This is a genomic window from Asticcacaulis sp. SL142 (assembly GCF_026625745.1).
In the GTDB taxonomy this organism is placed as follows: domain Bacteria; phylum Pseudomonadota; class Alphaproteobacteria; order Caulobacterales; family Caulobacteraceae; genus Asticcacaulis.
Genome location: NZ_CP113061.1, coordinates 1,435,074 through 1,447,676, shown reverse-complemented (window position 1 = coordinate 1,447,676; position 12,603 = coordinate 1,435,074). Strand labels below are relative to the sequence as shown.

Here is a 12,603-nt window from a genome sequence, read left to right as displayed (position 1 = left end):
GTTGTTAACTATAGTTTATAACGGTTTTGCGACATCTTAAACGGGAAGGAGGGGGTGTGACCGTAACCGTTGATCAGTTTCTTAATGCCGCTCTTGACCGTGAGATGGATGCGCAAGAGGCAACACGGGCCTGCCGCACCTATTTCGATCTGGTGCGCGACCATGCCTTTTTTCAGCGCACCCTGACCCAGCGCGAACGGGCCCGCGGCGATATGGTGGCTGAGGACGAAGCCTGGCTCAAGGCCAGGGCCGCTCTGGTACAGGTTGAGGTCAATCTGAGAGAAATTGAGCAGGCCTACGGGCTGCCGCCTTCGGTTTAGGCGCTGGTGTTAACCATTGTTCGGTTGCACGGGCCGATAAGACCTGTTTTATATCGAACATATGAAGAACACGATTCGGATCATCGGACTTGATCCCGGTCTGCGCAGACTGGGGTGGGGCGTTATCGACGTTGACGGCGCGCGCCTGTCGTGGGTCGGGCACGGGGTCATCACGCCGGATGAAAAGCAGGCCTTGTCAGACCGCCTGCTGGACTTGTTTGAGGGGCTGACGCAGGTGATTGAAACCTATCACCCTGATGAAGCCGCAATCGAAGAAACCTTTGTCAATATGAACCCGGCCTCGACCCTTAAACTCGGCCATGCGCGGGCGGCGGCGATGCTGGCCCCGGCCAAGCTAGGCTTGAGCGTGGCGGAATATGCCGCACTCGATGTCAAAAAATCGGTGGTGGGAGCCGGGCGCGCGGATAAGGATCAGGTCTTGTTCATGGTCAAACGTCTGCTGCCGCGCGCCGGTGCTGAGGCAACGCTGACGGCCGATATGGCCGATGCGCTGGCGGTAGCGATCACCCATGCCCATAAGCGCAAGATGGCGATACTGCGCTCTAGCAGCGAAGCGTTAGGGCAAATAAAATCGCGCTCAAACAGCGTTAGCGGTAGCGCAACTAAAAACAAGCGGAGCGTAGCATGATCGGGCGTTTGCGGGGCCTTGTGCTGGAACTGAGCGACGAAGAGGCGCTGATTGAGGTTGGTGGTGTCGGTTATATTGTCCGTTGCGGGGTGCGCACGCTGGCCAATATGCCGGAACTGGGCGCCGAGGTCATCGTCCATATCGAAAGTGTCACCCGCGAAGACGGCACGCGCCTGTTCGGGTTTTTGACCAAGGATGAGCGTCAGGCCTTTGTGTCCCTGCAAGGGGTGCAGGGCGTGGGGCCGAAGGCGGCGCTGGCGGTGCTTGATATTATGACGCCTATGGAACTGGCGCAGGCGGTGGCGTCCGATGATAAGACCAAGGTCGGTCGGGCGTCGGGTGTGGGGCCAAAATTGGCGCAACGCATCGTCATTGAACTTAAGGGTAAGCCGTTGACCGTCGCCGGCGTGTTTGAGCCTATCGGTTACAGTCCGGCGGCAGTGACGACCGTAAAACCGTCCGTGAATGGCGAAAGCGTTGCCGCCCTGATGGGGCTGGGGATGTCTGAACAGCAGTCACGACAGGCGGTCGATGTGGCGCTAAAAGATCTGGGGCCGGAAGCGGAACTGGCGGCGGTTATCCGCGCTTCGCTTAAGGCGCTGGGAAGGTAATAAATTACGATGTCCAGACTGATTTCAGGCGAGCGACAGGACGATGAACACGGATCGCTGACCAGCGAACTGGGCATTGACCGCGCCCTGCGCCCGCAAACATTTGATGATTTTGTGGGGCAAGCCCCGCTTAAAGCCAATCTCAAGGTGTTCGTAGCCGCCGCTGCCGCCCGCCGCGAATCCCTTGACCATGTGCTGTTTTATGGTCCGCCGGGTCTGGGCAAGACGACGCTGGCGCAAATCGTGGCCAAGGAACTGGGGGTCGGGTTTCGTGCCACCTCCGGGCCGATGCTGGCCAAGGCCGGTGATCTGGCAGCTATCCTGTCCAATCTTGAACCCAATGATGTGCTGTTTATTGACGAAATTCACCGGCTCAATCCGGCGGTGGAAGAAATTCTTTATCCGGCGATGGAAGACTATGTGCTCGACCTGATCATCGGGGAGGGGCCCGCCGCGCGGACGGTACGCATTGACTTGGCACCGTTTACATTGGTCGGGGCCACCACGCGGGCGGGGCTGTTGTCTCAGCCTCTGCGCGACCGGTTTGGCATTCCCCTGCGTCTTGAGTTCTACACGCCTGAAGAACTGACGCGGGTGGTGATCGGGGCGGCGCGTAAACTGGGTACGCCCGTCAGCGAAGACGGCGCCATGGAAATCGCCTCACGGTCGCGCGGGACGCCGCGGGTGGCGGGGCGGTTACTGCGGCGGGTGCGTGATTTTGCCACCGCCGACGGGGCAACCACAATCGATAAAAAGGCGGCCTCAAAAGCTTTGGCGCGGCTGGAGGTCGATCAGGTCGGTCTTGACCATTCCGACAGGCGGTATCTGCGGGCGCTGATTGAGAACTACTCCGGCGGGCCGGTGGGGTTAGAGACCATCGCCGCCGCCATTGCCGAAGCCCGCGATGCGGTTGAGGATATGATCGAGCCTTATTTGCTACAGCAGGGCTTTATTCAGCGCACGCCGCGCGGACGTATGGCCTGTGCGCGCGCCTATCTGCATCTGGGCCTTAACCCGCCAGCGGCAATACCCCCTACGGGCGATCTGTTTGACGGGTAATATGTGCTTTACGGGCGCCGCAACTGTGCGTTGCCAATGACTACGTTGAATTTTGGGCGACAGCGCTTCCCTATGGTTAAATAAGTCTTTACGAATCGTGACCGGGCGCGCAAGGTTTTCATATTGCGTTGCGGCAGAGGTAGCTTATTATTGGTATGGGCGGTGTGACCAGCGTGTCGGGCATAATTGTGTGTGTGACCTGAGCGCTTTTTGCGTAGGTGGGCTATGAAAGATATCGATTTTCTGGTCGAGGGCGCGTTATCGGGCTTTATCGATGGCCGTACCCATAGCTTGCCGATTCGTGTCTATTACGAAGACACTGATTTTTCCGGCGTCGTTTACTATGCCAATTACCTGAAATATTTTGAGCGTGGCCGTTCGGACTTTATGCGCCTGTTGAATATTCCGCATTCTGATCTGGCCGCGCGCGAAGATCCGCTGGCTTTTGCGGTGGCGGAGATTAACGTCAAGTACCATGCCCCGGCCAAGATCGATGATGTCCTGTGGGTGCGCAGTGAGATCGATGGATCACAAGGGGCGCGCTTTAACCTGACCCAGCGGATTGAGTGCAAGGGTAAGGTTTTGTGCGTCGGCAAACTGCAACTGGTGTGCATCGACATGGCGTCGCGTCCGCGCCGTCTGCCCAAGTCGTTGCTGGAGATCGTGCGCGAGAAGTTTTTACCGGAAAATAAGCCGCAGTCCCTGACGCCTGAAAAAGCGGTGACGGTTGAGGCGGCCCATCCGGGCAATAATCTGCTGGTATAGTGTGCGGCTAAAACAGGCTTTATAAGGCTGCGTATTGACACCTGACGGCGAATGCCAATAGCCGTGATCCGTTACGGATAGTTGCGGCATCACTGCACTTTCCCCGAAAATTATAAACTTAATTAACCTTGCCATAGAATTGTCATCACTCTTGAGGCAAGGTGCCGAAACAATTCGATCACGCGCGAATGGCCGTTCGCGCGTCAGGTTACTTTTTAGGAGTCTTATATGGAAGCGGCGGCTGCCCCCGAAGCCCTCAGTTCAGGTTTGAATTTCGTTGAACTGTTTATGCAGGCCGATTGGGTCGTCAAATCGGTGATGATCGGCCTGGTGCTGGCATCCCTGTGGTCGTGGGCGATCATCATTGATAAGACTATGAAACTGAACCGCCTCAACAAAGAGGCCGACGGTTTTGAGGGTACGCTGGCTTCAGGCCGTCCGCTCGAAGATATTGGGGCCTCATTAGGCACCAATCCGACCCAGCCGTTTCAGAAGCTGCTGGTGGCGGTGACCGCCGCCTGGCGCGACTATAAGGGCAAGGTGATCACGCCGTCCCAGAGCGATCTGCTGGTGGGTCAGATTGACCGCGAGCTTAATCACGTCATTTCCGCCGAAGCCGATCAGATCGAAGATGGCCTGAGCATTCTGGCCGTTATCGCCACCGCGTCGCCCTTCATAGGCCTGTTCGGTACGGTTTGGGGGATCATGAATGCCTTTGGGGCGATTGCGGCTCAGGGTGATACCAATCTGGCGACCGTAGCGCCTGCGATTTCCGAAGCCCTGTTTGCCACAGCCATGGGGCTGGCGGCCGCTATTCCGGCCTATATCGGCTATAACCTGTTCAGCGCCAAGACCGGCCGTTTCGTCGGGCGTATGGAAGGGTTTGCGGATGAGCTGATGGTGTCGGTGACCCGTCGTCTGGCCGACAAGCTCGGCAGCCTGAAGTAAGGAGACCGGCATGGCATTGGGAACAGGCGCCGCCGGCGGCGGCCGCAGAGGTGGGCGCAGATCGCGGCGTAAGTCCGCATTGTCGGAAATCAACGTCACGCCGATGGTCGATGTGATGCTGGTGCTGCTGATCATCTTTATGGTGTCAGCACCGCTTCTGACCTCCGGCGTCAAGATTGATCTGCCCAAGACCGAAGCGGCAGCGCTTAAGGATGAGGGCGACCCGCTTACGGTATCGGTGCAGCGCGACGGCAGCATCTATGTGATGGATGATCCGGCCAGCTACGATCAGATGGCCGCACGCTTGTTGGCCATGACCAATGGCGACACCTCAAAGCCTGTCTATGTCCGCGCCGATGGTACGGCCCCCTATGAGAGCGTGGCGCGGGTTATGGCCAAGCTGTCGACGTCGGGCTTTACCAAAATCAATCTGCTGACCGAAAGCGGTGGTCCGCAAGTGTCGGCCACGCCGTCGCCAGAGGTGACGCAGCCGTAATGAAACGATTGGGTACAGCTACATTCCTGTCGGTACTGCTGCACGTCGGCATAGTTGCGCTTGCCTTCATCACCTGGACGCACCAGACGCCCAGGACCCTGACCTCGTCCGTGCCGGTGACGATTATCTCGGACATGCCAACCTTTGAGCAGGCGGCGGCCCCGGTCGATGAACTGGCGGTCAAGCCGCCGGTGCCTGCGCCTGCGCCCGAAGTTGTGCCTGAACCGGCGCCGCCGACACCTGCCCCGAAACAGCCGGTGCCTAAGCCCGAAGTGGCCAAGGCCCCGACACCTCAGCCCAAACCAGCCCCCAAGGCCCCGGAAGTCTCCAAGGACGGTCTGAAAAAACCGCAGGACACCAAAAAGCCCGCGCAAAAGGCACCGGCTAAACCGGCTCCAAAGGCGCTGGATCTGGACTCCCTGACGAAAATGCAAAGTTCTCCGTCCAAAGCGCCGACGCGGGCTCCGGCTCGCGCCAATACGCGGGCGACGGATGGGGCGTCCAATGCCGGATCATCACCGGCGGATACAGGCCCCGCTATGAATGCGCTTACCGCGCGACTGCAAAAGCTATGGTCGCCGAATTGCGATGTGCCGGGGTCTAATCAGGTCGAGGTTGATATCGGTTTTACGCTATCCCCCGGCGGTCGCGTCGTCAAAGGGCCGGAATGGCTGGATCGGCGCAGCGATCCTGTGTGGCAGGCCGGTGCCTCACGGGCTATTGCGGCGGTCAGTCGTGGCCAGCCCTATGGTGATTTGCCTGATGGGCTTTATAACCGGGCGCTGATTATTACGTTTGATGCCAAAACTTTCTGTGCGTCGCGATAATCCTGCCCCATTGTTCTTTTATTTTCGTTACGACTATAGCGTTCTTAAAGGTTGGCTCGCCCCACAGGTGAGACGCCAGACCCCAGAGAGGCCCAGATGATCCGGAATTCTACGCCCCACAGACCCCTTATGATCCGCAGCCTTATGGCCTTAGCCAGCGTGATTGCGGCCCTATCGTGTGCGGTTATGCCCGCGCGTGCTCAGGAACCACTGCGGGCCACCGTCAATCAGGGGGTGATTGAGCCTTTGCCGATCGCCATAAAGATTGATTCGGCGGCGACCAACGCGTCGGGCAATCTGGGGACGCAGATTTCCAAGGTGGTCATGGCCGATCTGGAGCGTTCCGGCTTTTTCCGCCCGATTGATCCGAACGCGTTTATTCAATCTCAGCTTGATGTCAATGTGACGCCGAACTTTGAAAACTGGCGCACCATCAATGCTCAGGCTTTGTCGAACGGCATGGCGTTTATTGACGGGCAGGGGCGGTTGCAGGTTGATTTTCGCCTGTGGGATGTCTTCTCCGAAAAGCAGCTTCTGGGGATGTCATTTACGGCCACGCCGGAAAACTATCGCCGTATTGCCCATAAGATTGCCGACGCCATCTATGAAAAACTGACCGGTGAAGAGGGTTATTTCGATACGCGCATTGTGTTTGTGGCTGAAAGCGGCGGTCGCGCCAAGCGCATCAAGCGTCTGGCCATCATGGATCAGGACGGTGCGAATCCGTCCTATCTGACCGATGGGTCTTATAAGGTCATGACCCCGCGCTTTAATGCTGACAGCCAGGAAATCACCTATATGGCGCTGCGTGACGATTCCGCGCGCATCTACATTTTCAATATTGAGACGGGCCGTCAGGAAACGGTGGGCCAGATTAAGGGCATGGTGTTCGCGCCGCGCTTTTCGCCCGATGGTTCCAAGCTGGCCTATAGCGTGGCACAGGGCGGCAACACCGACATCTATGTCATGGATCTGCGCTCGCGCTCCACGCGCCGGTTGACGACGGAATCGTCAATTGAAACCTCGCCGTCATTTTCTGCAGATGGATCAACCATTGTCTTTACGTCTGATCGCGGCGGGTCACCCCAAATCTACGCCATGAATGCGGATGGATCGGGCATCCGCCGGATTACCTTTGGCGGCGGTTCCTATTCGACACCGGTGTTTTCACCCAAGGGCGATCTGATCGCCTTCACCAAACAGTCCAGCGGCCGGTTCTCGATCGGGGTGATGGGCGCGGATGGTTCCGGTGAGCGTCTGTTGACCTCATCCTACCTTGAGGAAGGCCCGACCTGGGCACCGAACGGCCGTTACATCATGTTCTTCCGTGAGCCTCCGGGCGGGATGCCGTCCCTGTGGACGGTGGATGTTACGGGCCGTGTGGAGCGGCCCGTGCCATATCCCGGCGGTGCGTCTGATCCGGCCTGGTCACCCCGTTTGAAGTAGAGGCTGAGTAGGGATATGGCACATCTTAAAGTGAAATGGGCCATATCCTGGCGGGGCCTCGGACCCGGCCTGGTCACCGCGATTGAAGTAGGGCGCATATTTCTTTCAGGCGAGAACTATCGCTTTTTTACACTTTGAGGCGATAAGCTCAGGCTTACATAAGCGATCAATGATCGAAATCGTACAGATGCCTTTGATTTGCAAACACTTCGGTTTGACAAAGCCTCAAAGCCATATCATCGTAACGATCAATGTTTACAGGCCTTACAAAGGCGTCACAAATTTCATGTATCGGTTTTAACCCATGAGGCCGATACGCATTTAAACCGGCAGACTTGTCGGCAGACTTAAAGGAACGACTTCTGATGACCATGACCCTCAAAACCCTTTCCAAAATCGCGCTCGTGACGTTCGTTTCGGCGACCGTGGTGGCCTGTGCGTCCAAGCCAAAGGAAGAGCCCGTGGCACCTATGCCTGAGCCGGTGCCGACCCCAGCCCCGATGCCTGAAGCCGCACCTACGCCCGCACCGGTCGCTCCGGTCGGCGTCATCCCTGGCTCGCAGCAGGACTTTGTGGTCAATGTCGGTGACCGCGTTTATTTCGATCTGGATCAATCGGGCCTGCGTGAAGACGCCAAGGCGCTTCTGGACGCTCAGGCCGCGTGGCTGGTGCGCTATCCCGCCGTCAAGATCCGTATCGAAGGCAATGCCGATGAACGCGGCACCCGCGAATACAACTTCGCTCTGGGCGCCCGCCGCGCCGAATCTGTGTCGCAATACCTGACGCAAAAGGGTGTCGTTCCGGCCCGCATCTCGACCATCTCCTACGGTAAGGAAAACCCGCTGGATACGACCGCTTCGGAAGAAGGCTGGGCCAAGAACCGTAACGCCAAGACGACCCTGACCGAAGGCGCTCAGTAAGTCTTGAGAACCACGCGATAAATCACGTTGATTTTGATCGGGCCTGTGCTACGCATGGGCCCGATTTTTGTGATCATAAGCCGTGATTGCGTATGGTGATTTCCACGGCGGCGTAGTAAAATCCGAACCTTAACTCTCAATCATTCACTCAGATTTTCAGGGGGCTGAAAATGCTCAAACTTCGTCTTTTGGCCATGACGGCCGCCACGGTCTGCGCTCTGGGCGCGGCCCCTCAAGTGGTTGCGCAATCGACGATGGCGAAATCGTCAAAGGTTCAGCAACACCAGAATAAGATGGTCGCTGAAATCCCGAAATGCTCCAAAAAGCTGGGCTCGATCACCATTGTCGATGGCGACGATTCCTACGGCTGGACGCAAAATAATCTGGCCCCGCCAGCCAAGCTGCTTAAGGTCGTGGTTCAGAAATCAGGTTGTTTCAGTCTGGTGGATCGCGGGGCGGGCATGGATGTGGCCGCACGCGAGCGCGAACTGGGGAATTCTCTGGGCCTGCAAAAGGGCTCTAACATGGGTAAGGGCCAGATCAAGGCCGCTGACTTTGTGCTGGTGGCCGAAGTGGCCGCAGCCGATTCCAATACCGGTGGCGGGGGGGCTGCGGGGCTGATCGGCGGCATGATTGGTGGTCGCGCCGGTGCGGTCGTCGGTGGTTTCCGCACCAAAAAGCTTGAGGCCGAAACCGTTTTGTCCCTGACGGATGTGCGCACATCTGAATCCAACTCATTTTCGGGCAGTGCGGCCAAGAACGACCTGACCTGGGGTGTTGGCGGCGGCGCTGGCTTTGCCGGTGCGGTTGGCGGCGGTTATGAAAGCACGGAAATTGGCCGTATGGTCACTCAGGCCTTCATCATGGCCTATACGGACATGGTTCAAAATCTGGGCGGGATTGATGTCGGCGGTGCGGCGGCAGCCCCAACGCGCAGCTTTGATGTTCTGACGGCCACGACCTTGCGCAGCACGCCTGATGCTAAGGGTAAGGTGCTTCGCGCCTTGCCTGTGGGCCTGACGGTCTATCCGACCGGCGAAAAGAACGGCATGTGGTGGCAAGTGGCCGATGACAACGACAATATCGGCTGGGTCATGAACGACAAGCTGGCGGCCAGCAAATAAACCGGCCTATTCGTAAATGAAAACACCCCGCTTCACGGCGGGGTGTTTTTTATCCGTGGCGGATCAGCCGCCGGGTCCGTCCGCTTGGGCGCAGGCGTAAATCCTGAAGAGCGGTGTTCAGCGGACGCAATAACTGTTTCAAAGGCTCCCAGCGTGATAGTGGGCCAAGATGATTATTGTCGAAATCCAGCCGCTCCAGCAAATTTGAGGTAAAGGTGCGGCTGATAAACATATCCTGAATGCATGGCGCAGGTAGCCACTGATACGTTTTTATGCGGGCGGGTACGCTGCCGCGGGCGGGGTCGAACAATTCGACATCGACAATATTGCTGAAATGATCTGACATAGCCAAAAACGCCTTGGCCGTCGCACGATTGATCAGATAAGCCCCTGCACCGCCATGATTGGACAGCATCTGATGGGCTGTGCGCTTACCCATACGATAGGCCGGGGTTCTCTTCAGGGTTACCCGCGCCAGAAAGGTTTCCAGGCGGTGTATGGCCAGTTCGCCCTTATCGGGATCAAGGCCGGTACAAAATGCCCTGAAATCAGCCGTAATATGCACATCGTCTTCGAAAATTATGGCAAAATCGTCAGGGCCTGAGGCGATTTTTTTCCACACCTCCACATGTGACAGGGTGCAGCCCACTTCACCGGGACGCAGGCCACAAGCCGCCAGTCGATCCGCCAGAGGGCGACAATGTGGCGGGATATCAGTGTAGTGGATGGCGCGGAAGCGTTCAAACTCCAACCCTGCAGCCGTAAGATTTGACGTCATGAAGTCAAGACGCTGCGAGTCCTTATCAAGGTTTATTACGTAGATTTTCATGGATGCCTGTTAATCAGATGAGGCCGTAAGGCTTTGGAAGACCGTATAGTTTTAGGACGATAAAATCCAGTCGCGTAGTGTGACCGCCTTTGTTTTCGGCCCGAAAGGGTTTGCATGGACACTGTCAACGAACAGATATGAGTTTGTGAATATGTGCTTCTGGAAAAACTTACGGGCGTGAGCAATTTTGGTACAAAATAAGTGCTGGCCTCTTGTCATATTTCGGCCCGTCTTTATGGTTAGTCTCCAGTTTCATAAAACTGTAACGCCTGACTCTTTATGTTATGGGCCTTACAGTGCAGTTTCTATTTGCATGCGGGAGTGTTCAGGTGCATTGGCAACAAACGGCAGCTAGAAAATGGACTTTGCGTCATTACGTCAGCGGTCTGGTTATGGCCTTGGCCCTGACGGGCGGTATGTCGGTAATGTCCACCGCCGTCGCCCAGAACTATGCCATTTCCGATGAGGATGATGCCACATCCGCCGATCCGAATGCGCCGGCCGCGATCGTGTGGGACAAGAAGCGCCTTGATCGTCTGGATCGTAATGTCCGTAAGCTGGAGCGCGCGGTTCAGAAAACCGAAAATAAGGCCGCACCGCCCATTCTGGTTGAACCCGATCCAGAGGTCGTGGCTTTGCAGGCCACCGTTGACTTTCTGTCGCGCAAACTGGATGAACAATCCGCTACCCTTACGCGCCTGACTGGCCAACTGGAAGAAGCCAATTTCGCGGCAACGCAAGCCCAATCACAAGTGCAGGCCCTGACGGCGCGCACCGATACCCTGACCAAGCGGGTTGATCTGCTTGATGCTAAATCCAAAGACATGGAGGCGGCCCTCGCTGGCCCCCCGCCGCCCCCGCCCACAACGGGCAGCGCTGAAACCGATTTCGATCAGGCCTATAGCCTGATGAGCAGTAATCAGCTTGATGAAGCCACAACGGCTTTTGAGGCATTTACGACCCAGTGGCCGAAATCAGCGCAGGTCGCTGAGGCCTGGTTCCGTCTGGGCCAGATCCGTACTATGCGTGGCGATATTTCAGGATCAGTCGCGGCCTATGCGACCTCGCTTAAAGGCTGGCCCAAGGCGTCGTGGGCACCGGAATCGACTGTGAAACTGGCGACCGCTCTGGCGGATCTGAACCGTAAGGTTGAGACCTGTGCGGCCCTGACCGAGTTCGATAAGCGCTATGCGGCGCAAGCCTCAGCACCCATGAAGTCTCAGGCCAAGGCGCTTAAGGGCAAGGCGCAATGTGCGGCGTAACCGCGATTGGATGACCTTGACCCGTGGCGGAAGGCGCTTCAGTCATTCGCTGAATTACGCGATATTTTCAAAAGCTTTGAGCGCTATCTGATCCCGGATAGCGCCAAACCTTTGGGCGTGGCGGTATCCGGCGGCGGCGACAGCGTGGCCTTGCTGTGCCTGTTGCATCTGTGGGGCAAGCGCCCCCTTGAGGTCTTTTGCGTCGATCATGGCCTTAATCCGCAGAGCGCAGGCTGGTGCGCGCAGGTGGAGGCTCTGGCTCATCATCTGGGGCATGGATTTTCCAAACTCGACTGGATCGGCGATAAACCGGCTACCGGTATTCAGGCGGCGGCCCGTCAGGCGCGCCATGGTTTGCTGGCCGAAGCCGCGCGGGGCAAGGGCATTGAGGTGCTTTGTCTCGGCCACAATCGCGATGACATCCGTGAAGCCCACCTGATGCGCGATATGGGCTCAAGCGTGGGGACGCCGGAGATGTGGGCGCCGTCGCCGGTGTGGCCGCAGGGGCGGGGCGTATTCATCTATCGCCCATTATTGAATGTGCCGCGGCAGAGGCTGCGTGACTGGCTGACTACGATCGGTGTGGGTTGGGTCGATGATCCGGCCAATGACAATCCCAAGTTTTTAAGATCGCGGGCCCGTACCGAACTGACGGGGCGTGAGCCTGCGGCGTTAAATTTGCCGGATGCGCTGATCAATATTTCAGAGTTTTTAAGCGTACCGCAAACCCTTGGCTGGTCGGGTATTCTTACGATGGAAGCCGACTACCTCCTGAACCTGCCGCAAGCGGCGGCACATAAGGTCATGGCTGCGGCGATGGTTAGTGCCGGTGGCGGGGCGCGTCTGCCGCGCTCAGACAGTGTGGCGGCGATCGTTAGCGGCCTTAAACGCGGTGAGGCGGGGCCGTTTGTTCTGTCCGGGGCGCGGTTGATATGGTGCGAAAACACGATCCTGATCGGGCGTGAACCGGGCGATATGACACGGCGGGCCGTAACGCCGCTTACGCTTGCGCCTGACACCGCCGACATGTGGGATGGGCGGTTTGAAGTGCGGGCCGGAACCCGTCCGGTAACCGTCATGGCGGTTCAGGGCCATAAGGGGGCATTATCCGAGGTCGATCTGGCGCAATATTTGCAGGTTCCGGCAGGCTTGCGCGGGGCGCTGCCGGTCGTGAAAATGGGCAGTGAAACGGGCAACAGACTTGTGTTGTTATCCGAACCGGACAACAGTGACGGCGTGACCTTACGGTCGTGGGTGGCCTTGCGTTTCTTATATGCGCTGGGTCAGGTGGCGAATGAATATGATCTGTTGCGCAGACTCTGACGGGGCAGACATAGCAAAGCGCAA

14 protein-coding genes are annotated in these 12,603 nt (G+C 57.6%); 13 read left to right on the top strand and 1 reads right to left on the bottom strand.

Features of this window, described 5'->3' with window-relative positions; translation table 11 throughout:
* Positions 1-56: 56 nt before the first annotated feature.
* From OVA03_RS06635 to OVA03_RS06585, 11 genes are all read left to right on the top strand, one after another.
* Positions 57-320, top strand: a complete 264-nt coding sequence (locus OVA03_RS06635) for a hypothetical protein (RefSeq protein WP_267527352.1) — start codon at positions 57-59, stop codon at positions 318-320.
* A gap of 61 nt (positions 321-381) precedes the next feature.
* Entirely contained in the window at positions 382-969 is a 588-nt protein-coding gene (ruvC, locus tag OVA03_RS06630) for a crossover junction endodeoxyribonuclease RuvC (protein ID WP_267527351.1), read from the top strand.
* Positions 966-1,580: a Holliday junction branch migration protein RuvA gene (gene ruvA, locus OVA03_RS06625; protein ID WP_267527350.1), complete on the top strand. Its 615-nt coding sequence runs from the start codon at positions 966-968 to the stop codon at positions 1,578-1,580. The genes ruvC and ruvA overlap by 4 nt, the downstream gene beginning before the upstream one ends.
* A 9-nt stretch (positions 1,581-1,589) precedes the next feature.
* A complete protein-coding gene (ruvB, locus tag OVA03_RS06620) occupies positions 1,590-2,639 on the top strand; it encodes a Holliday junction branch migration DNA helicase RuvB (RefSeq protein ID WP_267527349.1) in 1,050 nt (349 codons plus the stop codon).
* 225 nt (positions 2,640-2,864) lie between these two features.
* Entirely contained in the window at positions 2,865-3,404 is a 540-nt protein-coding gene (locus OVA03_RS06615) for a YbgC/FadM family acyl-CoA thioesterase (RefSeq protein WP_267527348.1), read from the top strand.
* A gap of 228 nt (positions 3,405-3,632) precedes the next feature.
* Positions 3,633-4,352, top strand: a complete 720-nt coding sequence (gene tolQ / locus OVA03_RS06610) for a protein TolQ (protein ID WP_267527347.1) — start codon at positions 3,633-3,635, stop codon at positions 4,350-4,352.
* A 10-nt stretch (positions 4,353-4,362) separates the two neighbouring features.
* Positions 4,363-4,848: a protein TolR gene (tolR, locus tag OVA03_RS06605; RefSeq protein WP_267527346.1), complete on the top strand. Its 486-nt coding sequence runs from the start codon at positions 4,363-4,365 to the stop codon at positions 4,846-4,848.
* A complete protein-coding gene (locus OVA03_RS06600) occupies positions 4,848-5,675 on the top strand; it encodes a hypothetical protein (protein ID WP_267527345.1) in 828 nt (275 codons plus the stop codon). The genes tolR and OVA03_RS06600 overlap by 1 nt, the downstream gene beginning before the upstream one ends.
* 96 nt (positions 5,676-5,771) lie before the next feature.
* On the top strand, positions 5,772-7,121 hold the full coding sequence (tolB, locus tag OVA03_RS06595) for a Tol-Pal system beta propeller repeat protein TolB (protein WP_267527344.1): 1,350 nt from the start codon (positions 5,772-5,774) through the stop codon (positions 7,119-7,121).
* 365 nt (positions 7,122-7,486) lie between these two features.
* The gene (gene pal / locus OVA03_RS06590; RefSeq protein WP_267527343.1) at positions 7,487-8,041 is read left to right on the top strand and encodes a peptidoglycan-associated lipoprotein Pal; all 555 of its coding nucleotides are present in this window, start codon (positions 7,487-7,489) and stop codon (positions 8,039-8,041) included.
* Positions 8,042-8,211: 170 nt separating this feature from the next.
* The gene (locus OVA03_RS06585; RefSeq protein WP_267527342.1) at positions 8,212-9,165 is read left to right on the top strand and encodes a CsgG/HfaB family protein; all 954 of its coding nucleotides are present in this window, start codon (positions 8,212-8,214) and stop codon (positions 9,163-9,165) included.
* Positions 9,166-9,214: 49 nt separating this feature from the next.
* Here OVA03_RS06585 and OVA03_RS06580 read toward each other — a convergent pair whose 3' ends face one another.
* The gene (locus OVA03_RS06580; RefSeq protein WP_267527341.1) at positions 9,215-9,994 is read right to left on the bottom strand and encodes a glycosyltransferase family 25 protein; all 780 of its coding nucleotides are present in this window, start codon (positions 9,992-9,994) and stop codon (positions 9,215-9,217) included.
* A 365-nt stretch (positions 9,995-10,359) separates the two neighbouring features.
* Here OVA03_RS06580 and OVA03_RS06575 point away from each other — a divergent pair, with 365 nt between their 5' ends.
* Together OVA03_RS06575 and tilS are read left to right on the top strand one after the other, a co-directional pair.
* Positions 10,360-11,256, top strand: a complete 897-nt coding sequence (locus OVA03_RS06575; protein ID WP_267527340.1) for a tetratricopeptide repeat protein — start codon at positions 10,360-10,362, stop codon at positions 11,254-11,256.
* Between the two features lie 6 nt (positions 11,257-11,262).
* The gene (gene tilS / locus OVA03_RS06570; RefSeq protein ID WP_267527339.1) at positions 11,263-12,579 is read left to right on the top strand and encodes a tRNA lysidine(34) synthetase TilS; all 1,317 of its coding nucleotides are present in this window, start codon (positions 11,263-11,265) and stop codon (positions 12,577-12,579) included.
* Positions 12,580-12,603 lie beyond the last annotated feature (24 nt).

Excerpts from the sequence above, each read along its gene's own strand:
- OVA03_RS06615 (WP_267527348.1), top strand. The coding sequence starts at position 2,865 with ATGAAAGATATCGATTTTCTGGTCGAGGGCGCGTTATCGGGCTTTATC.
- OVA03_RS06580 (WP_267527341.1), bottom strand. The coding sequence starts at position 9,994 with ATGAAAATCTACGTAATAAACCTTGATAAGGACTCGCAGCGTCTTGAC.
- ruvB (WP_267527349.1), top strand. The coding sequence starts at position 1,590 with ATGTCCAGACTGATTTCAGGCGAGCGACAGGACGATGAACACGGATCG.
- tolB (WP_267527344.1), top strand. The coding sequence starts at position 5,772 with ATGATCCGGAATTCTACGCCCCACAGACCCCTTATGATCCGCAGCCTT.
- ruvC (WP_267527351.1), top strand. The coding sequence starts at position 382 with ATGAAGAACACGATTCGGATCATCGGACTTGATCCCGGTCTGCGCAGA.
- tolQ (WP_267527347.1), top strand. The coding sequence starts at position 3,633 with ATGGAAGCGGCGGCTGCCCCCGAAGCCCTCAGTTCAGGTTTGAATTTC.
- pal (WP_267527343.1), top strand. The coding sequence starts at position 7,487 with ATGACCATGACCCTCAAAACCCTTTCCAAAATCGCGCTCGTGACGTTC.
- OVA03_RS06585 (WP_267527342.1), top strand. The coding sequence starts at position 8,212 with ATGCTCAAACTTCGTCTTTTGGCCATGACGGCCGCCACGGTCTGCGCT.
- tolR (WP_267527346.1), top strand. The coding sequence starts at position 4,363 with ATGGCATTGGGAACAGGCGCCGCCGGCGGCGGCCGCAGAGGTGGGCGC.
- OVA03_RS06600 (WP_267527345.1), top strand. The coding sequence starts at position 4,848 with ATGAAACGATTGGGTACAGCTACATTCCTGTCGGTACTGCTGCACGTC.
- ruvA (WP_267527350.1), top strand. The coding sequence starts at position 966 with ATGATCGGGCGTTTGCGGGGCCTTGTGCTGGAACTGAGCGACGAAGAG.